The organism is Enterobacter sp. 296B2 (assembly GCF_034106185.1).
Classification (GTDB): Bacteria; Pseudomonadota; Gammaproteobacteria; order Enterobacterales; family Enterobacteriaceae; genus Enterobacter; species Enterobacter cloacae_N.
In genome coordinates, this window is record NZ_JAWNCA010000016.1 from 1 (window position 1) to 25182 (window position 25182).

The 25182-nt window shown below is 57.2% G+C and carries 12 protein-coding genes; 7 read left to right on the forward strand and 5 right to left on the reverse strand.

What is annotated here, in order from left to right:
• Window positions 1-490: 490 nt before the first annotated feature.
• The 5 genes from URZ40_RS13210 to URZ40_RS13230 all read left to right on the forward strand — a co-directional run bounded on the left by URZ40_RS13210 (window position 491) and on the right by URZ40_RS13230 (window position 18963).
• Window positions 491-15688 carry a hemagglutinin repeat-containing protein gene (locus tag URZ40_RS13210; RefSeq protein ID WP_320720658.1) on the forward strand — a complete coding sequence of 5066 codons (15198 nt, stop codon included), beginning with the start codon at window positions 491-493 and terminating at the stop codon, window positions 15686-15688.
• A gap of 420 nt (window positions 15689-16108) precedes the next feature.
• A complete protein-coding gene (locus URZ40_RS13215; protein ID WP_116342922.1) occupies window positions 16109-16627 on the forward strand; it encodes a sigma-70 family RNA polymerase sigma factor in 519 nt (172 codons plus the stop codon).
• Complete coding sequence (locus tag URZ40_RS13220; protein ID WP_116342924.1) at window positions 16624-17376, forward strand: anti-sigma factor; 753 nt, start codon at window positions 16624-16626, stop codon at window positions 17374-17376. Before URZ40_RS13215 ends, URZ40_RS13220 begins: the two co-directional genes overlap by 4 nt.
• 157 nt (window positions 17377-17533) lie before the next feature.
• Window positions 17534-18511 carry a beta-propeller fold lactonase family protein gene (locus tag URZ40_RS13225; protein WP_320720659.1) on the forward strand — a complete coding sequence of 326 codons (978 nt, stop codon included), beginning with the start codon at window positions 17534-17536 and terminating at the stop codon, window positions 18509-18511.
• Between the two features lie 29 nt (window positions 18512-18540).
• Complete coding sequence (locus URZ40_RS13230) at window positions 18541-18963, forward strand: nuclear transport factor 2 family protein (RefSeq protein WP_163329998.1); 423 nt, start codon at window positions 18541-18543, stop codon at window positions 18961-18963.
• Window positions 18964-19027: 64 nt separating this feature from the next.
• Here the strand turns inward: URZ40_RS13230 and URZ40_RS13235 are convergent, their stop codons facing one another.
• From URZ40_RS13235 to URZ40_RS13255, 5 genes are all read right to left on the reverse strand, one after another.
• Window positions 19028-19759, reverse strand: coding sequence for a carbonic anhydrase (locus tag URZ40_RS13235; protein ID WP_163329999.1), 732 nt, complete (start codon window positions 19757-19759; stop codon window positions 19028-19030).
• A 102-nt stretch (window positions 19760-19861) separates the two neighbouring features.
• Complete coding sequence (locus URZ40_RS13240) at window positions 19862-20950, reverse strand: AAA family ATPase (protein WP_320720660.1); 1089 nt, start codon at window positions 20948-20950, stop codon at window positions 19862-19864.
• Between the two features lie 146 nt (window positions 20951-21096).
• Window positions 21097-22056 carry a DUF523 and DUF1722 domain-containing protein gene (locus tag URZ40_RS13245; RefSeq protein ID WP_320720661.1) on the reverse strand — a complete coding sequence of 320 codons (960 nt, stop codon included), beginning with the start codon at window positions 22054-22056 and terminating at the stop codon, window positions 21097-21099.
• Window positions 22057-22158: 102 nt separating this feature from the next.
• Window positions 22159-22569, reverse strand: coding sequence for a hydroxyisourate hydrolase (gene uraH / locus URZ40_RS13250; protein ID WP_069733374.1), 411 nt, complete (start codon window positions 22567-22569; stop codon window positions 22159-22161).
• 99 nt (window positions 22570-22668) lie between these two features.
• Window positions 22669-23394 carry a MerR family transcriptional regulator gene (locus URZ40_RS13255; protein WP_032661978.1) on the reverse strand — a complete coding sequence of 242 codons (726 nt, stop codon included), beginning with the start codon at window positions 23392-23394 and terminating at the stop codon, window positions 22669-22671.
• 117 nt (window positions 23395-23511) lie between these two features.
• Here URZ40_RS13255 and URZ40_RS13260 point away from each other — a divergent pair, with 117 nt between their 5' ends.
• Both URZ40_RS13260 and URZ40_RS13265 read left to right on the forward strand, forming a co-directional pair.
• Window positions 23512-24036 (forward strand): lipocalin family protein, encoded by a 525-nt coding sequence (locus URZ40_RS13260; protein ID WP_008500115.1) that lies wholly within the window; start codon window positions 23512-23514, stop codon window positions 24034-24036.
• 78 nt (window positions 24037-24114) lie between these two features.
• Window positions 24115-25113 (forward strand): class I SAM-dependent methyltransferase, encoded by a 999-nt coding sequence (locus URZ40_RS13265; protein WP_302219429.1) that lies wholly within the window; start codon window positions 24115-24117, stop codon window positions 25111-25113.
• Window positions 25114-25182: the final 69 nt, after the last annotated feature.

The following is a 25182-nucleotide window of genomic DNA, read 5'->3' on the forward strand; positions in this document are numbered from 1 at the left end:
CACAAGAACCATCCCCTTCCCGCGTATAGCAGAGACTTACAATCGTCTTACGTATCAAAAATTAGAGCAGACGGCCCCCCATCTCTATCTCTATTTAAATAGCGAAGTAAGACGAGCGGAATAATGCCATTTTCATCGCTGCTGCCCATCGATATCACATGTTTTTAATTATTTTCATCCTTAACCTAAATATTACTACTAATTCTGGTAGTGCTTCCTTTGGGACTATTCCTATTTATGGTGGGGGTGGCATACTGAAGAAAACTCAAAAAATTCTCTCTGCTTATGCGTAATTACAGCCCGGCTGTCTTTCGTTGTTCGTTATTGTATTGCTCCCTCGGCAATACCGCATCTTTTTCTCCTGACTACACGTGATATTCGCCGCCTGCTTAATATCGGGCAGGGCGCTCGGCTTTATTATCCGGGCGATTTGGCACCTGAGCGCCTCGACATTTATTACCGTATTGGGTTGATGATTTAAGGTAAAGGCATGGATAAGCATCCCGTTGGATTAGCGAAGCGTCTGATTAGTTATCTGATCATGTTTCTTGTGGCAGGGCAGCCAGTCTTTCCCGCAGTTGCTGCATCCATCAACCCGGTGACGCCAGGTACCCGGATGGACCAGGCGGGGAACGGGGTTCCGGTCATCAATATCGCCACGCCGAACGGGGCGGGTATTTCGCATAACCAGTTCCAGGATTACAACGTCGGCAAAGAGGGGCTTATCCTCAATAACGGCACGGACCGCTTAACCCAGACCCAACTGGGCGGGCTTATCCAGAACAACCCCAACCTGCAGGCCGGGCGGGAAGCGAAAGGCATCATCAACGAAGTCACAGGGGCCAGCCGCTCCCAGCTGCAGGGCTACACGGAAGTCGCCGGCAAGGCGGCAAACGTCATGGTGGCTAACCCGTACGGTATCACCTGTAACGGATGCGGGTTTATCAACACCCCCAACGCCACGCTGACCACGGGTAAACCGCAGTTTGACGCTAACGGTAACCTGCTGGCGCTGGACGTGACGAAAGGGGCCATCACGGTTGAAGGCCAGGGGCTGGACGCCAGCAGGAGCGACGCGCTGTCGATTATTGCGCGCGCAACGGAAGTGAACGCCGCGATTCACGCGAAAGATCTCACTGTGACCGTGGGCGCCAACCGGGTTGCTACCGACGGCAGCGTCACGCCTGTCGCAGGGGAAGGTGCGGCTCCTCAGGTTTCTGTGGACACTGGCGCGCTCGGCGGGATGTACGCCAACCGTATCCATCTTGTTTCCAGTGAAAAAGGCGTCGGGGTTAACCTCGGGGATCTTAACGCCCGACAGGGCGATATTACGCTGGATACCAACGGTAAGCTGAGGGTGAATAACAGCCTTGCAAGCGGTAGCCTGACGGCGAAGGCGGATAGCGTTGTCCTCAGCGGCGAACATAAAAGTACGGGAACGATGCAGATCAACAGCCGTTCAGACGTGGCGGTAACGAACGGCAAACTGGTTAGCGACGGGGATATTACGCTTGCCGGGAATGGAAAGCTGAGCGTCGCTAACGGTACGTTAACGGCGGGTAAAGACATTAACCTGAGCTCTGGTTCGCTTACCGCAGATACCACGAGTGAGGTTAATGCGGCTGGCGCAATTCAGGCTAACGTCGCCGGTGCTGCAGACCATGCGGGTAAGATGCTGGCAGGCAGCGGTATCTCTCTTTCCGCAGGCCAGCTCGCTAACAGCGGGAAAATGACCGCGAACGGCGATCTAAACGTGAAGGCGGGAGGTTTTACCAATAGCGGTGCGGTACAGGCGCAGAAAAATACCCGGCTCGATCTGGGCACGTTGAACCACACTGGTCAGCTGCTGACCGGTGGTGTGCTGGGGATCTCAATGGGGGATGCCTGGATTGACGGCATGCTCAGCAGCGATAGCGATCTGAGCGTTAGCGGTACCGGCGCGCTGAATATCGGGCAAAACGGGCAATTGTTATCCGCCGGCAGGCTCGGACTGCAGTCTGACAGCGTCATAAACAACGGGCTGGTCAGTGGGAAACAGAATCTCGCGCTCACCAGCCGTCAATTCAGCGCTGTTCAGGGGAGCACGCTGACCAGCGGGGGCAGCCTGCAGCTCAATGCGGGTGATGCGCAGATCGCCGGGGAGGTTCTGGCCCAGGGCGATCTGTCCTTCAGCGGCGACCGGATCACGACGCTGGCGAGCGGGCAGCTTCAGTCGCAGGGCGATATGCTGTTGCAGGCGCATAACGCCGCCGGGCTGGACGGTGTCCAGGCTGCAAAAGGCAACCTGACGCTCGCTACCGGCAGCTTAACGCATCGCGGTACGAGCCGCGGCAGCAACGTTTCTCTGCAGGCTAACCAGATTGACACCAGCGGCACCCTGCAGGCGGATAATGCCATGTCGTTGAGCGCCGAAACCATTGTTCAGCAGGCCGGAGGGGCGCTGCTGGCGCAGAAAGCGCTGCAGATTAATGCCAGCCAGTTGACCAACGGTGGCTCTCTGGATAGCGATGCCTTAACGCTTGCCATTACCGGGCATACCGATAACCACGCCAGCGGCAAAATGACGGCCCGCAACGGACTCACGCTGACGGGAAATACCTTAACCAACGACGGCCAGCTGGCTGCCAGCACGCTGGCGCTGACGCTAAATAACGCCTTTACCAACACGGCCTCCGGCAGCGTGCTCGCCGAAAATACTCTCGACCTTGCCGCTCCGGTGTTCAATAACGCCGGAAGAGTGGCCTCATCCGCTCTGAACCTGAACGCGAATACCCTCGACAATAGCGGCCTGCTGCAGGGCGGGCAAACGTTGCAGCTCGCTTCAGAAAGGCTGGCTAACCAGAGCGGCGGGAAAATCATCAGCGGCAGCGGGCTGACGCTGAACATCCCACAGCTGGTAAATGCCGGGCTGATTTCGGTGAAGCAGGGGCTCACCATTGAAAGCCTGATGCTGACGAACAGCGGCAATCTTGAAGCCCAGTCGATGGCGCTGAAAGCGGGTCAGAAATCAAGTAATCAGCAAGGCGGCGTAATGCTGGCGGAAGCGTCGCTGGCGCTGACCACCCCGGCGTTTGATAACGCGGGCAGCGTTCAGGGCAAAACGCTGACGATTGACGCCGGGGAGTGGAGCAACGGGGGTCAGGCTTCGGGGCTGGACGATCTGTCGGTCAATGTCCGCGATACGTTTACTAACCTCGCCGACGGGCGGCTTGTCAGCCAGCAGAGCGGCAGCGTAAACGCCGGGCAGTTTGCTAATTTCGGCGGCGTCACGGCAGGCAATCTGCGCATTAGCGGCAACAGCCTGACTAACGACGGCTGGTTGCAAAGTGGCGGGGCGCTGTATCTGAATGTCGGCGCGCTGGCTAACCGGCTTTCCGGCACTCTTCAGGCAGGCAGCGGTCTGGCCGTTACCGTACAGCAGCTGGTTAATGCTGGCGCGATCTCCGCTCAGCAAGGCGCTGCCCTTGATGCGTTAACGCTGGATAACAACGGGCGGATTGAAGCTCAGGATCTGCAGCTGACGCTGCGCGAAAAGCTGAATAACCTGGCTGAGGGGATCCTACTCGCCCAGCGCAGCCTGAAGCTCGCGACGCCGCTGCTCAGTAACGACGGACGTCTGATGTCGGAAAGCGCGACGCTGAACGCGAAGACGCTCGTCAATAAGGGTTTGCTGCAGGGGAGCGCGGCACTTGTCGCTGACGGTGAGGAGTTTAACAATGCCTCCGAAGGCGAAGTCGTCAGCGGCGGTACGCTGACGTTCAATGAGTCCCAAGGGTTCAGCAACGCCGGTAAGGTGCAGGGCGAGACTATTGGTCTGAATACCAGAAGGGCGGATAACAGTGGCCAGATGCTGGGATTATCTGCGCTTAGCCTGAGCGGAACCGAAAGCCTCACCAATAGCGGTAATTTGCTCAGCAAAGGCAAACTGGGCCTTACGAGCGAGCAGCTGGATAACCAGGGGCAGATCGCGGCGCCCGAGCTGAACATCAACACCCGGCAGATGAACAATAACGGTTTGCTACAGGGTGACCAGCTGTTTGGTTTTACCGCCTCCTCACTCCATAACCTGAAGCAGGGCAGCATTATCAGCGGCAGCGGGCTCAGGCTTGCCATTCCCGACCTGGTGAACGCCGGTTTGATTTCGGTCACCCAGGGGCTGGCTATCGAGGCCGCGACGCTGGACAACGCCGGGAACATCGAGGCAAAGGATTTACAGCTGACGCTGCGCCAGCAGTTGAATAACCAGGATAAAGGTGTGCTGCTGGCGGATGATACGCTTCATCTGTCGACGCCTGCGTTCACCAACCAGGGGCAGCTGATTAGTCGCTCAGGCACTTTGATCGCCGATACTCTGTCAAATGCGGGATTACTGCAGGGAAACCAGGGGCTTTCGGTCAGCAGCCAGACGCTGGATAACTTTTCAGGAGGTCAACTCCTGAGCGGCGGCGCGCTTACCCTGAATTCCGTGCTGGGAAAAAACGCCGGTCGCCTGCAGGGGGATACGGTCCAGGTCAGTGTGGGGAGGCTGAATAACAGCGGCCAGGTGCTTGCTGTCAACGGCCTGTCGCTCACCGCCGGGGAATTGAATAATACTGCTGGCGCAGAAATGAGCGGTAGCGGGGGCAGTTTACATGTTGATCAGCTGGTCAACGCCGGACTGATTTCGGTCAGCCAGGGGCTGGCTATCGACGCGCTGACGCTAACGAATGGCGGCAATATTGAAGCGGGCAATCTGGCGTTAACGTCGGTACAGACGCTGAATAACCAGACCAGTGGCGTACTGCTGGCAGACGATACCCTCTCGATTGACGCCGCCAGCGGTGATAACGCCGGGAAGCTTATCAGCAGTAACGCGCGTCTTGCGGTTAGCAGCTTAACAAATAGCGGGCTGATTCAGGGAAACCAGTCCCTCGGCCTGCAGAGCAGCCAGTTGAACAACATCGCCAGCGGCCAATTGCTGAGCGATGGTGATGTGGGACTTAATGTTGACCGTCTGGATAACGCTGGCCGGGTGCAGGGGAAAAGCCTGACGCTCGCGGGTGGACAGTCTGGCGGCGTTAACCGCGGACAAATGCTGGGCCGCGAGGCGCTGAATATTCTGTTCGCCGGGGCCTTCAACAACGACGGGCGCCTTATCAGCCAGAATTCCCTCAGCCTGAAAAGCGGGGCGCTTTCTAATACCGGGGTAATTGCTGCTGCAACCGTTAACATCGACAGCGCAGTGGGGCAGGCAAATAACAGCGGATTAATTCAGGCCGACGGCAAGCTCAGCTTCTCCGCCGCCTCATTGTCCAATCAAAAGAGCGGTTCGCTGGTAGCAGGCGATGATATTGCGCTGACGGTACCTGCGCTGATCAATGACGGGCTGATGTCGACGGGGAAAAACCTGCGCCTGGACGGGACTTCTCTTGATAACCGCGGTGGTCTGGAAGCACTGAATGTGCAGCTGAATTTGTCCGGTCAGGTAAACAACCAGCCTGAGGGGCATCTGTTTGCAGACGATCTGCTGACGCTTAACGCCGGAAGCTGGCGTAACGACGGGCAGCTTATCGGCAACAACGTCATTATTACGTCCGGGCGCGGGCAAAATAGCGGCCTGCTGCAGGGGGATATTGGTCTCAAACTTGCCGTTACCGGCCTCGATAACGATCAAGCAGGCAAGATATTAAGCGGTGGGCTGCTCGATATTACCGGCCAGCAGCTGAACAACAATGGCCTGATGCAGGGGCAGAACGCTCTCCTGCACGGCGTGGATTTCACTAATGCGGGTTCGCTGACAGGTAAAGGCGATCTGACGCTGAATGTGGATAATACCGCGACCATCAGCGGGCAAATGCTGAGCCAGGGCAAGCTGCAGCTTGACGCCAGTCAGCTCGATAATAGCGGTATTCTGGCAGCAAATACGGTTAGCGTGAGCACCGGAGAGCTGAACAATACCGGGACGCTGCAAAGCAATGGTGCTTTGAATCTCGTTGCAGACGCGTTCAGCAACGTTGGTACGCTTCTGGCCAAACAGGCGCTAAATCTCACGAGCGCAATGCTGACTAACAGCGGTGTGATTCAGGCCGACACGCTGACCCTCGCGGTAAAAAACGCGCTGACCAACCGGGACACGGGCAAAGTGCTTGCCACCCAGGCGCTGGCTTTTGACGGCAATACGTTAACCAACAGCGGCACGCTGGCGGCAGATAATGCGCACCTGGCTCTCGGGATCCTGAACAATAGCGGCCTGGTGCAGGGTAACAGTGGGCTGGCGATCCAGGGTCAAGCGGCACAGACCTCGGGCCTGAGAAGTGTTGACGCCGCGCAGACGCCTGCTGCCAAAGTGATTAATAACCTGATCGTCGGACAGCTGTTAAGCGGCGGCGATTTGACGATTGCCGGGGATAAGGGCGATAACGCCGGCACGCTACAGGGCCGGACGCTGAACGTTAAGGCCGGAAGCTGGAATAACGAGGGGACGCTGCTTGGCCAGCAAGGCGCGAGCCTGAACGTCAGCAGCACGCTGACAAACAGCGGAACGTTACTCAGCGAGGCCGGGTTTGATATTCGCGCAGGCGCTGTAGATAACCGCGGGCAGTTGGCGGCGGGTACGCTTAACCTGCAATCGGACAGCATCAGCAACAGCGGTTTATTGCAGGGTAGCGCTGCGTTGACGTTCGATACCCGGGCCCTGGATAACCTTACCGGTGGACAAATTCTGTCCGGCGGCTCGCTTAATCTCGATCTGCCGCAGTTTACCAACGGCGGGCTCGTTCAGGCGAGTCAGGATATGACGCTGACGACCGGCAGCTTTGACAACCTGGGCACATTGTCTGCCGGAGCGTTAAATCTTAACGTCGCGCAACAGCTGAATAACCAGAGCGGGGGCAAGCTGCTGGCGACCCGTCAACTTAGCAGCCAGAGCGCCAGCCTGACGAATAACGGTGTGCTTGCCGCAATGAGTGTCGAGCTTACCAGCGGTCAGATCGACAACAACGGCATCCTGCAGGGAGATAGCGCGCTGGCGCTGCACACGCCGCGTCTCAACAATCTGACGAACGGGCAAATTGTTAGCGGCAGCTCGCTGAATCTCTCTATCCCGCAGATGGTCAACCTGGGATTGATGTCTGTAAAAGAGGCGCTGGTCCTTTCCGGAGCCACCCTGGATAACCAGGGAACGCTACAAGGGAGCCGCGTGGGGCTAAGCTTCTCCGGCGACGTCGTGAACCGCGGCAATGCACGCCTGGTGGCACAAAAAGATCTGACCCTGAGCGCCGCCAGCCTTAACAACCAGGGCACGTTAGCGGGAGATTCGGTGAATATCATCACCAATCTGCTGACCAACGTCGGCTTGCTGCAGGGCAACAGCGCGCTGGCGCTGAACTCCCTGACGCCATCAACTCTGGTACTTAACAATAAGAGCGACGGGCAAATTATCACCGGCGGGGCGCTGACGCTTTCCCTGCCGCAGCTGACCAACCAGGGGCTGCTGCTTTCGCAGCAGGGGCTCACGCTTAATCTCGATAATCTCGACAACCAGGGCATCGTGCAGGCGCGCGATCTGGGCCTGAATATCGGCAACCAGCTGACGAACCAACAAAGTGGACGGCTGCTCGCTCAGCAGGGGCTGAACCTGACGGCCGCAAGGCTGGATAACGCAGGTCAGCTGGCGGCGAGTAATGCCACGCTGGCGGTCAATATCCTGAATAACCGCGGCGTGCTTCAGGGCGACGGCGGGCTGTCGATTACCGGCCCGACGCTGAACAACCTGACGGGCGGTAAACTGCTTACCGGCGGACAGCTGACGTTCAAGGCCGGTCAGCTTGTGAATGCCGGGATAATGCAGGGGCAACGGCTGGGCGTGAACGCGAGTGGCTGGAACAACAGCGGCAGCGCGCTCGGTACCGACGGACTGACCGCTCAGGTTGATAACCAGTTGACCAACACGGGTCGCCTGCTTGGCCAGGGGAGTACGCGCGTCGCTGCGGGGGCGCTGAATAACCAGGGCTCTCTGCTGGTTGACGGTGACCTGATAGTGGACGGCGGCAGCCTGTCAAACGGGGGCAGCCTTCAGGGCAGTACCCTGACGGTAAATAGTGGTACGGTCGATAACGCCGGTTCCGTGATTGGTCTGAACGCCCTGACGCTTCAACCTCTTCAGGGGCTGACCAACCGGGCCGGTGCATCAATGAAAACGCAGGGAACGCTGCTGGCGGGTGGGCAGAGCATCACGAATGATGGTCTGTGGCAGTCGCAGTACCTGAAGGTTAACGCCCGGCAGTTACAGAACAACGGCACGCTGCAAAGCGCGGGAAATATGGATCTCGCGCTGACCTCCTCCCTGGTCAATACGGGCTCAATGGTGGCGAACGGGACGGCCACGCTCGGGGCGCCAACGCTGAAGAATCAGGGGCAAATGCTGGCGAAGAAGATGTCGCTGTCGGGCGGTTCGCTCAGTAACAGCGGCAGCATCAGCGGTGCCGATGGCCTTGGCGTCACGCTCAGCGGCGATCTTGACCAGCAGGCGGGTGCGAAGCTGTTAAGCAACGGCCTGCTCAGCATGGGCGCCAATATCCTGACCAACCTCGGTCATATCCAGGGGAGCACCCTGACGCTGAATGCCGGTAGCCTGAATAACCAGGGCCGCATGGAGGCGAATACCGCGCTCAACGCCACGCTGCGCGGTAACGTCGATAACGGACGCAATGCCGTGATGCTGAGCCAGGGCACTTTCCAGCTGGGCGCACAGACGCTGAATAATGACGGTACGCTACAGGGGAACGGTAATACACAGCTTGACCTGCGCGATCGCGGCAGTAATCAGGGGCAGTTACTCAGTGGTGCAACGCTAACGCTGAATACGCCGGGGCTGACCAACAGCGGCTGGGTGCAGGGCTTTGCGCTGTGGCTCAACGCCGGTTCGCTGAACAACAGCGGTACGGTGCTGGCACAGCAGCAGGGAACGCTCGGTGGTAATTATATTGTAAACAACGGCATGCTGCAGGGCGCGAACCTGACGGTTAATCCGGGCCAGCTCGATAATAACGGTACGGTATACGCCACCCAAAATCTGGGGATTGCCGCCTCGCAGGTCAATAACGCTGCTGCTGCCCGGATGCTTAGCCAGGGTAACCTGGCGATTAACGCCACTAATACCGGCCTTCAGGGGCAGGTTGTGGCGCTGGGGGACCTCTCCCTCGCGAGTAAGGCTTCTTATAATCAGCTGACTACGCTGGCTGCGGGGAATACGCTGTCCGTCACCAGCCAGGGCGATATCACGACCAATGGCCTGATGCAGGGCAAGGGGATACAGCTTTCCGCTGCGGGTACGCTGAATAATAACGGCCAGCTGCGGGCGGGCTATGGCGAAAGCCAGCTTAGCGCAGGACAGCTAAACCTGAATGGTACAGGCAGCGTCGAGGCGGGCGGTACGCTGCGCCTGAGCAGCCTGAATGGTATTAATAACGCAGGGTTTGTCGGAACTGCAGGCGATTTGATCGCCAGCGCCGGAAGCACGCTGCTGAATAGCGCTCTGCTGTACGCGGGCAATAATATGAGCCTGCTGGCGAACAGTATCCGTAACGCGCGCGGCGATATTCTGGCCGGCAACAGCCTGTGGATGCAGCGCGACAGCGCAGGTAACGCTAGCGCGGAGGTCGTGAATACCTCAGGCAGTATTGAAACCCAGCGTGGCGACATTTCAATCCTGACCGGGCATTTAGTAAACGAGCGGGATGGGCTCAATGCAGTCCAGAGCGAAACGAATATTGCACCGTCCTGGGTTAAGGGTGGAACGGCGGATATTCCTGTGGACTGGATTTCCTCTTCCGGTACCGGTAAATACGGTATTTATGTGACGGAAGGACAGCGTTATCACGGCCACGGTGACGACTGGAGCGAAATGCTTGGCAACTATGCGCCTTATGAAGACGCGGATGTTCAAAAAGTTGCCGTTAAAACCGTTTCGGTTTCCGTGAGCGCGAAGGGGCAGCAGTCCCGCATTGCGTCCGGCCGAGACATCATCGCCCGGTCTGATAACGTTGAAAATATGGCGTCGTCGATTCTGGCGAACAGAAATATTCAGCTTTCAGGAAGTACCTTAAATAACCAGTCATGGCTAAACGGCACGTCGACGGTTTATAACGTTTATCGCTATGGGGTAGGCGATAAATATGCTCGCAGACCTGATGAGACCACGCGAAGCTATGACAAGCTGGTATCGAAGTCGATTAGCTATGTTCTTGACAGTGTGACCACTGAAGGGGCCAGCGGAGACGTTTATCGCGCCGTTATCCAGGCTGGCGGCGCGGTAGTCGCCAGCTTCAGCAACAATATCAGCAATACCTCCACCACGGCGAACGCCCCGGGCTATAAGCCTGGCCTCAGTGCCCCCGGGCTGAACCTGTCTGGCGGTCCGACCGTTGCGTCTGGCGCTAAGGCCACCGGGCTCGGCGCGGCAAGCAGCCAAAGCGTTGCCGCACCGCAGGCGACCATTAACCTGCCCGGCGGTGGGAGTGGCATAGGCAATGCGGAAGCGCTCACCAGCCGCAATGCCGGTAATAACGGTCTGGCATCGATTGATAACCGTCCCCAGAGCATCGGCGATTTTGGCCAGGCTGGCGGCAAGCTGGCTGACGTTCACCTGCAGGCTGCAGGCTTAACCTCCCAGAACGGTGCGAACGGTACGCCGGTTGATTTGACCGGGACCGGTGCAGCCCTGGTGGTTCCCGGCAGCACGGGTGGCAAGCATACGACTATTGCCAGCGATGCCGTAGCGCTGGCGGGGCAGAAGCAGTCGGGAACAAGCGGAACGTCCGCGCTGGCTTCCCGCGATAAGATCGGTGAAATCGCTGCGGTAACGGCTCAGATCATTTCGCTTTCCAGCGGCGGGAAAACGCCTCCGCCACCGGGTTATAACTACCGTCCTGTTTCGCTTACCGATATCTCGTCGGTTGCCCCAGCGCTGACCAGCAATGGTTCGCCGATTAAGCTGAGCGACTATCCGCTACCGGCCAACAATAACGGCTATTTTGTGGCAAACCGCGATCCGAAAAGCCCGTATCTCATTGTTACCAACCCGAAACTGGCGGGTTTAGGGCAACTGGATAGCAGCCTGTTTAATGATTTGTACAAGCTGGCCGGGACAACGCCGCCTTCGGCGCCGCAGGAAAACCGTACAACCTATACCGATACCACGCAGTTCCTGGGGTCGGATTATTTCCTGGCGCGTCTGAATCTGCGTCCGGAATATGATTACCGTTTCCTGGGCGATGCGGCCTTCGACACCCGCTACGTCAGCAATCAGATCCTGAACGAGACCGGTAGCCGCTACGTTAACGGCGTGGGCTCCGACCTTGAGCAGATGCAGTATCTGATCGATCGCGCCGCTCAGGCCCGTGACAAGCTGGGGTTACAGCTCGGCGTCAGCCTGTCGGAAGAGCAGGTTGCCTCGCTGGATTCCAGTATCCTGTGGTGGGAAAACACGGTGATTGAGGGACAAAATGTCCTCGTGCCAAGGCTGTACCTGTCGGCGAAGGACGTGGCGTTTAACAAAGGGAGCATTATCGCCGGGAACCAGGTGATCCTTAATGCTGGCAGCATCACGAATGACGGCAGTACGCTGCAGGGTAAAAGCCTGCTGGCTGCCAGCAGCCAGAGCACAATCAACAACATCAATGGCGGCCTGATCGGTTCCAGCGGAAGCCTGCAGCTTAGCGCCCTGGGCAATATCAATAACGTGGGGTCCACCATCAGCGGGCAGACGGTTAGCCTTGAGAGCGTGGGGGGGAGCATTATTAACCAGACGCTGACCAACCAGTGGAATATCTCGGGCGCTACGAACGGATGGAACAGCCAGGCCGTCTCGCTGACGCAAACCGACCTGGGCGCACTTGCTTCCATCAAAGCGACGGACAGCCTGACCCTGAGCGCCGGGAAAGATATCATCAATACTGGCGCTAACCTCAGTGCTGGCGGCGATATGTTGCTAAAAGCGCTGGATGATATCTCTGTTACAGGGAATCAACTGGTGACGCGCGACCGTTATGGCCGCAATCTCAATGAGACCGTCACCAACCAGGGCAGTACGGTCACCAGCGGAGGCAATCTTGGCCTGCAGGCAGGTCACGATCTGAACGTTACGGGCAGTAATCTGACGGCCGGAGGCAGCGCTGCGCTTTGGGCGGGGAACGATCTGGTGCTGGATGTGGCGCAGAATAGCCGCCACAGCCAGACCGCGAAAACGGATTCCCTGAAGACGGATAATACGCGTACGGTCATTAGCGCTGGCGACGATCTGACGCTGGCCGCAGGCCGCGATCTGCGCAGTAACGCCGCGGCGCTTGCCGCACAGGATCGCGTGGGGCTGCAGGCCGGACGGGATATCGATCTGCTGGCGGCAGAGACCACAACCAGCGACAAATACAGCGCGAAGAAAAAGGTCGAGATCAACCAGTCCGTGCGCCAGCAGGGAACGGAGATCGCCAGCGGCAGCAGCACCACAATCATTGCGAACCGTGATGTTAATGCCCAGGCGGCGCAGGTCACAGCACACGGGGATATTGGCGTGGGCGCAGGGCGGGACATAAATCTCGCCACCGCTACCGACAGCGATTACCACTACAAAGAGCAGACCAAAACTAAGAAAGGTTTCCTGAGCAAGAAAACCACCCACACCATCGAGGAGAACAGCGCGACGCGTGAATCCGGCTCATTGCTGAGCGGCGATAACGTGCAGGTGGTGGCGGGCAATAACCTGCGGGTGTCAGGCTCCGCCGTGGCGGGCGATGGCGACGTGCGGCTTAAGGCAGGTAACAACGTTGATATCGTTGCAGCTACCAACACCGACACCTCCTGGCGCTTTAAGGAAGAGAAAAAATCCGGCCTGATGGGCTCGGGCGGGATTGGCTTCACCATCGGCAGCAGCAAAAGTACCCAGGATCTCCGTGAGAAGGGCACCACCCAGAGCCAGAGCTTCAGTACGGTGGGCTCGACAGGGGGAAGCGTGGATATCGCTGCCGGTAATCAGCTTCATGTCGGCGGTGCGGACCTGGTGGCGGGCAAGGACATGGCGCTCACCGGTGACAGCGTGGCGATCGAACCGGGTCATGACAGGCTTACCAGCGATCAAACCTTCAAGCAGAAAAGCAGCGGCCTGACGATTGCCCTCTCCGGCGCCGTGGGTGACGCAGTGAACGCTGCCGCCAGCACGGCAATGGCGGTAAAAGAGCAGAGCGATGGTCGTCTCGCAGCGTTACAGGCGACCAAAGCTGCGCTTTCGGGTGCCCAGGCCGTGCAGGCCAACCGTCTCGCAGAAGTAACCCACGGCAGCGACCCCACCAGGAATGGTGCGTTCGGCGTGATGGCCTCGATTGGCGGGCAGTCTTCTAAATCCACTTCACATTCGGAGCAGGATAAGACCACCGGCAGCACGCTGAATGCTGGTAATAACCTCGCCATCACGGCGACAGGTCAGGGACATGCTGCCAACAGCGGTGATATTACCGTTGCGGGCAGCCAACTGAAGGCGGGCAAAGATCTGACGCTTAATGCAGCCCAGGATATCAGCCTGGCGGGCGCAGCCGATACCAACAAGCTGACGGGCAGCAACTCCAGCAAAGGTGGCTCGGTCGGCATCGGTATCACCGCCGGTCCGAAAGGTGCGGGTATCACCCTCTCTGCCAGCGTAAACGCTGCAAAAGGTAAAGAAAAAGGTAATGGAACCTCCTGGAACGAAACGACGCTGGATGCCGGGCAGACTGTCAGCCTCACGAGCGGCCGCGACACGGTGCTGAAAGGCGCACAGGTCAATGGCGATAAAATCACGGCGGATGTCGGGCGCGACCTGACCCTCAGCAGCCTGCAGGATAGCGACAAATACAACAGCAAACAGCAGAGCATGAATGCTGGCGCAAGCTACACCTGGGGTGCGGGCGGCGGTAGCGGTAGCTTTAGCATCAGCCGCGATAAGATGAAGAGTAATTATGACTCGGTGCAGGAGCAGACCGGGATCTTTGCAGGCAAAGGCGGCTTTGATATTAACGTCGGCAACCATACGCAGCTGGACGGTGCGGTGATTGCCAGCCGTGCTGACGCAGACAAAAACCGCCTGGAGACGGCGACGCTAGGCTTCGCGGACATCAACAATAAAGCGGAGTATAAGGTTGAGCATCAGGGCGTGGGCTTCAGTACCGGCGTCGGGGTTGCAGGTAATCTGGTTGGCAATATGGCCAACACCCTGCTGGCAGGGATGGGGAGCAGCGGCAATGCGGAAGGGACCACGCAGTCAGCGGTGGCCGACGGCGCTATCATCGTTCGCGACCAGTCTAATCAGAAGCAGGATGTCAGCACGCTCAGCCGTGACACTGACCATGCCAACGGCAGTATCGACCCGATCTTTAACAAAGAGAAAGAGTTGAATCGCCTTAAAGCGGTCGGGCTTATCAGTGATATCGGCAGCCAGGCGGCGCATATCGCACAGACGCAGGGAGAGATAGCGGCACGGAATGCCATGACCGATCCGGCAGCGCTGAAGGCGGCCAAAGAGAAGCTGAAATCGGAAGGTAATGCTAACCCAAGTGATAAGCAAATCGTGAATCAGGCTGGCCAGACGGCAATGGAGAAGTACGGTACAGGCAGCGATATTCAGCGCGGTATTCAGGCGGCAACGGCAGCGCTGCAGGGACTGGCGGGTGGTAATATTGCGGGTGCGTTGGCGGGCGCGTCGGCACCTGAGCTGGCGCATCTGCTTAAATCAACCGAAGGCGATCCGACCGTCAATATCGTTGCTCACGCTATTCTGGGCGGCGCGGTTGCGGCTCTCCAGGGTAACAGTGCCGCAGCGGGAGCTGCGGGTGCGGCATCAGGTGAGCTGGCTGCGCACACTATAGCCGGGCTGCTTTATCCGGATGTGAAAGACTTGTCGAAACTGAGTGAAGATCAAAAGCAGACGGTCATTACGCTGGCATCAGTATCGGCGGGGATGGCTGGTGGTTTGGCGGGAGGTAGTACGGCTTCGGCATCTGCTGGGGCGCAAGGTGGGAAGAACGCAGCAGAGAATAATGCCACTTCTTTACCTCTACCTAATGGTTTGGCCGACTATATGACTTCTGCAGGCACATTGAACAATTATGCGGAAGCCAAAGGGACATCTGCGGAAGAAAAGCAGGCGATGTTGAACAAGCTGGCAAGAGGTGATTTGCCTGAAAATCAGCAACCCGCTACAGGACTGGTTAAAGCATGGGGGGCGGGAATGTCAACAGTGGTTGCTCCTGCACTATTACCTGGAACAGCAACGGCTGGATCCGTCGTGGCTTCTGGAATGATTGGTGGTACTGCAAATGTGTGGTCTCAATTAAACGGTAATGATCCCTTCAGCGTAACCGACGCGCTTTTAGCAACAGGGGTTAGTGGATTAACACAAGGGCGTGGATTCTGGTTTACTGAAGGTGCAAGTATGGCTGGTGCTTATGCGGGGGCTGTGTTGCAAGGGAAAGATCCGCTTGCTCCCACCATTGGTGCCGGAATAGGAACAGCGGGAGGGGTATTAACAGGCAAGGGTTATGAGAAAGTACAAGAAATGCTGCCGCAATATATGATTCCGAAATATACAGGATCGGTTCTGGAGTCATTGAGTTCTGAATATTTCGGAAGCAAAGGGCAGGCAGCCACTGAGGCTATACAAAACAAATTAAGCGAGAAAAAATAATGTTTACTACAAGGATAAAATTATTCCTGTTGCTGGTAGCTGTTTGGATCGCTGGCATTTTTGCCACGCTTTTATGCGGCCGTTTGCTGATAGCCCTTGTTACCTTTTTTTTCATCGGGCAATTTGACTTTCCAATGAGTGACCTTATTGAAGCTGTTAACCTTTCCATTAGTGGCGGGGTAATCATTGGAGGGATACAGTGCTTTATGTCGAAAGAAAAGAATCCACCCCGGTGAGTTGGAGATGAGGATATAGATCTACCCCAGCCGCTCGTCGCCAATCTCGACGTTAATCTGAAACGCGGCCACCAGGTTGGCACCGCCTCCCTCCGCTTAAAAATAATTCTGCCGTGATGGAATAAAATCCTACAAGCGGCATCTTATTGCGAATGATAACGAGCCCACGACGAGTGCAGACCTTATGCCCCCTAATGACGCTGAAAATAACCAGCTGCGAGAGCTGATCCCCGGACTGCGCCGTTTCGCCCTCTGGCTGATTCGGGATGTCCATGTAGCCGACGATCTGGTTCAGACAACGCTTGAGCGTGCCCTGGATAAATGGACAACACGACGCCCCGATGCCTCGTTAAAAAGCTGGTTATTCACCATTCTTTATCGCGAGTTCCTGATCGAGAAACGCCGCACAAAGCGCTACTGGGGATTGCTCAGCAGAATGAAAAGCGATGACAATCCTGCCTGGCCGTCAGCAGAGCAAGAGATTGCAACGCAAAGTATGCTGGAAGCCTTTGGTCGTTTGACGGAAGAACAACGGAGTTTGTTGATACTCATTGCCATTGAAGGACTGAGTTATCAGGACGTTGCCCATGTGATGGATATTCCCATCGGCACCGTGATGTCCCGATTGTCCCGGGCCCGCCAGGCACTACACCGTCTGGGTGAGGGTGACGTCCCACAGCCGATATTGAGACTGATGAAATGAAAATACCGCCTAACGAGCACGATTTGCATGCGTACGTCGACGACCAGTTGGATGCGAGCGAACGCGTTGTCATTGAACGTTACCTGGCGCAGCACCCGCACATTGCCCGTCAGGTTCAGGGCTGGCGGGAGGATGCACAACGCCTGCGTGCCACGCTGGCAGGGCTGCCTCTGCCCGACGTAACTACCACGCTGGATCCTGCCGCGATACGCGCCCGACAGGTGCGTCGCACCCACAGCCGTATGCGGCTGGCCGCCTCTTTTGTTTTGTGTATTGCGCTGGGTTTGCTGGGGGGCTGGCAGGCTCACAGCTGGCAAAGCCCCGCCAGCGCGCCGATGGGTGATGCGCTCAGCGCCTACAAGCTGATGGTCATAGAGAAGAGCATGACCGCCGATTTTACTCCGGATGGACCGAAAGCGCTGACAGCGTGGCTCACCCAGCACGTTGGTACGAGCGCACAAATGCCGGATCTGCGTCAGGCTGGCTTCACGCCGGTGAGCGGTCGCCTGTTTGCTACGGAACAGGGGGCCGCCGCGATGGTGCTCTATCGGGATCATGCCGGGCATACCCTTAGCTTTTATATTCGTCCACCGGATCCTCGCCAGCCGCTGCTTTCTACCGGGCAGCGCAGCGCAGAAGGTCTGGTTGCCCTTTATGGTTCCTCGCAGGGGTTGAACTACGCCGTCGTCGGCCCGGCTGGCATGGTCAATAATCCGGCCATTTCCCGCGAGCTGAGCAAACGGATCTGACGACGTCATTGTCCGTTGCGGAAAAAATAGTTTTTTTGCAACAGTCGGGAATAAACGGCGCGCTGAAGCATCTCTTACACAGGTCTGCATGATGCAGACCTGGATGAATAAGGATTGAGAGATGAGAAAAGCAACGCTAGCCACTCACGGTTTTTTCATGGCGTCTTTATTGCTTGCAGGTACTGCCTTCCCGGTTTCCGCAAGCACGACGCCGCTGACAAAAGCGGTCAAACAAAATTTTGATGGCGAAATCCAGAACAATACGCTGGCAGTGAGCCCGAATGAAACACAGGCCGTTGTTGCACGCAGCGGACAACCTGAAGTCATTGTTTACGACTTGACGACCGGTACCGTCAGCGCGGTGCTGAAGCACTTCAACACTCCGCGAAATATCGTATTTGCACCGGACGGTAAGAGTTTCTATGTCTCGGATAGCAGTCTGGGCCTTATCGAGCGCGTGGATGCTTCGACCTTCGAAACGCGTGAATACTATGCCGCAGGCCCTGGCGCGTTTGGCACGGTGTTAAGCAAAGATGGCAAGACGCTCTATATCAATAATCAGGCCAGCAACGCAGTCATCAGTATGAATACTGAGACGAAAATTGCGAATGCCGTGATCACCGGGTTTTCGCAACCCCGACAGGGTGTGCGACTCAGCCCGGATGGCCGGGTGCTGTATGTTACCAACTTCGTTAGCGACAAAATCACCCTCGTAGATACCGCCACCAACAAAATCATCGGTGAAATTGGCGGGTTTAATAAGATCCGCGCCATTTCCGTGACCGCAGACGGGAAAACGCTGTTTGCCGCCAATAGTGGGAATGACACGATTTCGGTCGTCGACACCACCGCGCAAAAGGTGATTGACACCATTCCTGTCGGGAAGCAACCGTATGGTGCGGCGCTGTCGCCAGACGGTAAATTCGTTTACAGCGGCAACCTGGGTGATAACAGCGTCTCCATTATCGACGTGCAGACACGCAAAGCGATCGCCACCGTGAAGGGCTTTAACGAACCGCGACAGGCCATCGTCTTTACCGCAGATAACCGATATGCCTGGGTACTGAACAAAGATTTGAGCATCTCCAGAATCGATCGTGAAACGCAACGTATTGTGTCCACGATCAAACGCTGAAGACCTGAAACTTACGCAAAGAGAATGACATGAAAAAAACAACACACAACGTTTTACTTGCTGCACTGCTGGCTCTGGTTTCTGGGCAAAGCGTTGCTGCCGTAAAGGATGACGCGCTGGCGCATTTTAACGCTATCGCCGACGGGAAAACCGCAGATCTCAAGCAACAGTACGCGCAAGACGCGCGTCTGGATTGGATAGGAGGGCCGCTGGACGGCACTTATACCTCATCTGACGCGATTGGCGGAGTATGGAGCAAATTCATCACGGCCCAGGGAAAACTGAGCCACAAAGTCGATAATCTGAATGAGGTCACAAACCCGAAAGGGAGTACCGTCACCGCACGCGTTCAGTTTGCCGGGAAAACGACAATCAATGTCTTTTATGTCCTGACCTACCGCGAAGGCAAAATCGTCAATGAAACGTGGCAGATTGATCCTGCAAAAGGTTAAAAAACGGCTGCCCCCCAGTTATATCCCGCCAGTACGGCGGGATTTTTTTATGCATCACAGCGTGTTATTGAACAATAACCCGTCCATTTAGCGGCTGGAGTGGGCGGTTATTGCTGTGTTCAAGCGCTTGCTTAAATGTTTCCAGCTGTTTTTCAGATAGGTTTACCGTATTTTTCATCACCAGCCAGCGCAACCCTTCAGTACAGGGTGGGGTCGTCAGTGAGCCGCTGAAGCGATAATAGTGGAGATCGGCCGGAAACAGCGGGCGGAGGTCGAAGCGTTTATCAATCGAGACTTCGTGGTTCTTCTCTTTCGGAAGACGCGCCAGCAGCGGGGACAGAGCGGTGTTTTCAGGGCCAACCTCGAACATAACGGCAAGCACCGCGATGTCGCCGTCTTCGCTGGCATGGACAAAGTGCGCCTCAAGCGGGAAGGATTTACCGTTAATCCGGTTCTCGCTCGGGGTATGGAAATGATACTGGCGCAAGATAAACGTGGTGTCATCCAGACGGAATTCATCTTCATCTCCAGCAGTGACCTGAAGAGTGTGACCGTTGTTGACAAGCTTTTCTGCTGCGGTATGAAAATCCAGAATCAGCGGCGGCAGTGTGGCATCAAAGGGATGGCGGATATCGATAGGGGATTGGTATTTCCCGGTCTTGCAGGTGGAAAATGTATCACTGAGTTCTCCCCAGTTGTCCGGTCCACCTTTTCCTTCATACGCCCAGTGCGGGGTCGATTCCGCGAAGGCGGAAACAGACAAAACGAACAGGGATGCAGTAAGGACTCGTTTCATGATGTGTCTCTATAGTTAAAGCGGATAAAGATAGAGATGACATCGTATTAAGTCCTACAAGACCCGTCCTGAAACGTGTTTTAAAGTGGAAAATGAAAGACGCTACCCCAGCCTCTCCACCCTCGTCTCCCCCTCAACCATCGACAGTTGATACAGCGAAAACGACCGCTGCTTCTCAATCAGCTTCGCCAGCTCCGGCGAGTGGCTGGTGAGCCAAATCTGCGAGTAGCGGCTGGCCTCGGCGATTAAGCTCGCCAGCGCGGGCAGCATCTGCGGGTGCAGGCTGTTTTCCGGTTCGTTCAACGCGATAAATGCTGGTGGACGCGGGCTGAGCAGCGCCACCGCCAGGCATAAAAAGCGAAGGGTGCCGTCGGAGAACTCCGCCGGTTCCAGCGGTCTGCTCAGCCCCTCGCGCTGCATCATCATGCGAAAACGTCCGCCGGTGTTGTCGCTGTAAAACACGCAGCCGGGGAAGGCCTGGTCGAGGATGCGCATCAGCAGCAGCTCGTCGCCAATCTCCACAATGGTCTGAAACGCCGCCGCGAGATTAGCGCCGTCGCTGGCCAGCACCGGCGAGCGAAAGCCGACCTGCGGGGCGCGCATCGCCGAGCCGATTGATACAGAAAACTCATGATAAAAGCGCCAGTTACGCAGGGACTCGCGCATCTGCGACACTTCCGGGTAAAGGTGCGGTTCGCCGAGCTGTCCGAATACCGATTCGTTCTCGTACAGCGTGCCGCTGTGGGTCACCTTCTCGTGATGCACGTTGTTCAGAAACACGGCCTGATTCCTGCGCTTCATCAGCTGGGACGAGGGGCGTCGATGCTGGCCGCTCAGCCAGAGAGATTCTTCCTTGATCACCGGGTCGAGCTGAAACTGCGAGGGGTAGGGTAGCTTCTCCACAAACCCGACCTGCAGCTCGTATTCATAGGTCTCTGTTTCCACCGCGAGGTTCATCCGCCGCAGCTGGTCGCTACGGGTTTTACCTGCCCAGAACACCTTCAGAATGCCACCCTCGTTCGCCAGCGCCTGGGAAAACTGCCCCTGGGCGGCGCTGTGCATCAGGTATATCGCCTTGTAAATATTGGATTTCCCGGTGCCGTTTGGCCCAAAGACGATATTGAGCTGCTCCAGCTCCAGCGACATCTCGCGGATGGAGCGGTAGTTTTGAATATGCAGGGTGTTGATCACAGGCAGGCCCCTTTTTGCAGAATAAGCCTGTATATAATCACAGTCTTTGAGGTGAAATGCAAAAAAGAGACGACAGTGAGGATGTCGTCTAAACGGGGTACTGCTTTGGGCCTCTAAGGGTCAATGGGGCCTTCGCATTTTTATGATCACTTGACTGCCAGACGCAGACCCAAATCATCAGGATAGGGATCAAAATAGTTTTGCGTCATCAGATACCGGTCGGGGTATTCGGCCAGGTAGTGCTTCAGCAGCGTGATCGGCGCGAGGATAGGCAACTGTCCGTTGCGATAGTGCAGGATCACGTCGCGCAGCTCGCCGCGCTGGCGGCTGTTCAGCTGGTTACGGAAATACCCCTGAATGTGCATCAGCACGTTGGTGTGATTCTTCCGCGAGGCGGGTTTTTTCAGGATGGTCATCAGCTTTTCCCGGTACGCCACGAAGAAGGCGTCCAGGTCTTCCCACTCGTGCAGCGAGGCAACGAACGGGCCGATTTCACGGTAGCCCGCCTGATGGTGCGCCAGCAGTTGAAGCTTATAGCGGCTGTGGAAGTCCAGCAGCGCGCGGCGCGTAAGGCCATTTTTACGCAGCGTATTCAGTTCGTGCAGCGCAAAAACGCGCTCGACGAAGTTTTCCCGCAGCACCGGGTCGTGCAGGCGTCCGTCCTCTTCCACGGGCAGCCACGGCCAGGTTTCAAGAAGGGCGGCGGTGAACAGCCCGACGCCCTCCTTGCGGCCCCGGTTGCCGTTTTCATCATACAGCCGCACGCGTTCCAGGCCGCAGCTTGGGGATTTTGCACAGACGATAAATCCTGACAGATCGCCGATTTTCGGCAGGTAGTCCGCCGTGAACTCGGCCATTTTCTGCGTGAGGTCATCATGAGGCGGCTTGCTGAAACGGAGCTGCGTTTCGCCGCTGTCCGTCAGCGTCAGGCGTATGGCCGGGCGAGGCGTAGGCAGGCCGATGGCCATTTCCGGGCAGACGGGCCTGAAATTCACCCACTGGGCCAGCTCATCCATGACGAAGCCCATGCGTTTGTGTCCGCCGTCAAAGCGAACAGCGGATCCGGTCAAACATCCGCTAATACCGAGCACAGGTTTCGTTGTCATGATGTAGTCCTCCCGTTCATATAACTAAAACTTACACAACATGACTAATTTGTCCAAGTATTCGCGGAACTATTTTTTATAATCCTTTAAAATCAATGCGTCTTAGCTGCCCTTGTAGGTCGAATAACCGTACTGGCTCAGCAGAAGCGGAATGTGCAGTTTCTCGTTGGTGCGGGTCACGGTAAACAGCACCGGGATCTCCGGGAAGAAGGTGTCCAGCTTTTTGCCGTGGAAGTACTCTGCGGTTTTGAAGGTCACTTTATACACGCCAGGCTGCATGTCCTGATCCTGCGGATAGAGCGATTTGATACGGCCGTCGTGGTCGGTTTTGCCGCTGGCAATCGGGGTCCACTTGTCCTGCTGTTGCTTTTCGAGAGTCACAGTCACATCCGACGGCGGCATCCCGGTTTGCTGGTCGAGAATGTGGACGCTCAGCGTGCCGGCAGGGGCGCTAAAGGCGGCAGGGGCAAAGGCCATCGAGGCCAGGATCAGCAGAGGGGCAGTTTTTTTCATGGTGTATTCCTGTGGAGTTATTCGTCACAGGAAAACGTTAGCATCTGCGGCGCGGGAAAATATTCAACTTTTCGTGAAGATTCCCGCAGGAGAAAATTATCAGAGGATAATCACTTCAAGCGATACCTGCTGCTGCCACTGCTCCACCTGCTTTTTCCGCCCGGCGGTGAGTTTGCCGCTGGTGACCAGAAGCCATTTTCGCTCCGGGAAAATTTCCGGTGCCAGCGCGTCAGGCGGAACCGGCAGGATGTCGATGCGGTGGCCCTGCCCGGTGCGCGTCAGGGCTTCGAGCCAGATCTCGCACGGGTCATTCAGGTGCCAGCCGCTGAGCAGAATGTTATCGCCCGGCGCTTTTTTATCGCCTTCGAGGCAAAACGAGGTGTAGGCGATAATGATGCCGTCGAGGATCGCGCGCAGGGTCATGGCGGCGGCGACGTTGGCCGAAACCTGGCTGCGCAGAGGGCGCAGCACGTTCGCGACCAGCTCCGGCCTTGGGTATTCGCGTCCGGCGTCGTAAATCATCTGGCGCAGGGACTCGACTTTGCCGTCCTGCAGGCGCTGCAGCATGTTCTGCTGCAGGGTTTGCCAGTTGTTGGTCCGACCCGGCATCGGGCGTTCCAGCAGCGGTTTGACCTGGCCGATCGGGACGCCTTTTTTTACCCAGTCGAGGATTTTGAGCGCCTGCTGGACGTCCTCATCGCTGTACTGGCGGTGGCCGCCTTCCGTGCGCTGTGGCTTGAGTAAACCATAGCGACGCTGCCACGCCCGCAGGGTGGTGGCGGTGATGCCGCTGAGTCGGGCGAATTCGCCGATGGAGTAAGCCATGTCCGTGTCCAGAGTGGAGGAATACTCTCAATATACTACGAATTTTCCCGAACGGGATGAAGCGCCGAAACGGTGCACTACACTTAACATCCAACCGCGCAAATGAAAGGAATTCTCATGAAGCTATGGCCTGTAGTGACCGGTGTTGCCATTGCGCTGACGCTGGTCGCCTGTAAATCCCCCACGCCGCCGAAGGGCGTGCAGCCTATTACCAACTTTGAAGCCAGCCGCTATCTCGGAAAATGGTACGAGGTCGCCCGTCTGGAAAACCGCTTTGAACGCGGGCTGGAGCAGGTAACCGCCACCTACGGCAAACGCAGCGACGGCGGCATCAGCGTGCTTAACCGGGGCTACGATCCGGTGAAGAACAAGTGGAACGAGAGTGAAGGGAAAGCGTACTTTACCGGCGAACCGACCACCGCCGCGCTCAAGGTGTCGTTCTTCGGCCCGTTCTACGGCGGCTATAACGTGATCAGGCTGGACGATAAGTACCAGTACGCGCTGGTGAGCGGCCCGAACCGCGATTACCTGTGGATCCTGTCGCGCACGCCAACCATTCCGGATGCGGTGAAGCAGGATTACCTGAACACCGCGCGCAGTCTGGGCTTCCGGGTTGATCAGCTGGTGTGGGTGAAGCAATAAAAATCGTGCTTTCTTCCTGGGGCATTACTGGCTCGCCTGGATAGACTTCCGTTAAAAGCCTAACGGAGGGACGACAACATGAACTGGCAGCCTTTTCGCGGCGATGCACCGGAAAATATGACCATTTTCAGCGCGTCCTTTCCCGACGTCAGCGACCAGTGGCCGATGAAAGACGATGCTGCCCGTGAGATCGCCTCCCTTGACCGCGCCCTGAAAGCCGAACCGGCGCTCCGGCCACCGAGGGTGGAATACGACGAAGGGGGGCAGGCCGTGCTGGTTCCTCAGAACCGCTATTCCGAACAGGCCTTCCGCAACCGTCCGGCGCTCGCCGCGTGGCGCACCCGGCTGGTGCCCTCTGCGCTGGCGCTGTTTGTGGTGCAAAACCCGCTGGAGGACCGCCTGCCCGACGGCACAAAAATGGACAGCGACAGCCGCCAGTGGTTTATCCACGCCAACGATGCCATCGGCGTGCGCTCCCGCGCCCGGGTGCTGGCCGCGCTGGTGGATAAGTACATTCACAACGAGAGCGAGAACAACTGGGTCAGCCTCGCGAGCGGCGCCGCCATTCCGGTGCTGGAGGCGCTGCGCGAAGCAAAGCTCGACGGCCAGCAGGTCTATCTCACGCTGGTGGACAAAGACCCGGTAGCGCTCAGCTGGGCCGAAACCATGGCGGCGCAGGAAGGCATTGTGGTGGGCGAACAGCTGACCCTGCTCAGGCGCAACCTGCTCCATACGCTGGTGCGTAACGAGGACCTGCTGCTGGAGCTGGGCGAGCACCAGGCCGAACTGGTCGACGCGCTGGGGATCTTCGAATACTTCAACGATACCGACGCGGTGATTTTTCTCCAGCGCGCCCTGCGGCTGGTCAAACCCGGCGGCGCGGTGATTGTGTCGAACATGCTCACCAGCAGCCCGCAAATTGACTTTGTGCTGCGGGGTATCGGCTGGGAAGATATTTACCCGAGATCGTTACAGCAGCTGCAGGATATTCACCTCGCGGCGGGCGTGCCGGTGGAAAACGTCACCGTGGTTGTGCCGAAGGATGGGGTGTACGCGGTGATGGAGATTAAGGTTTAGCTCGATCTGTTCCCTCTCCCTGAGGGAGAGGGTTAGGGTGAGGGTGGAACAGACCGCAAAGCGTGGCTT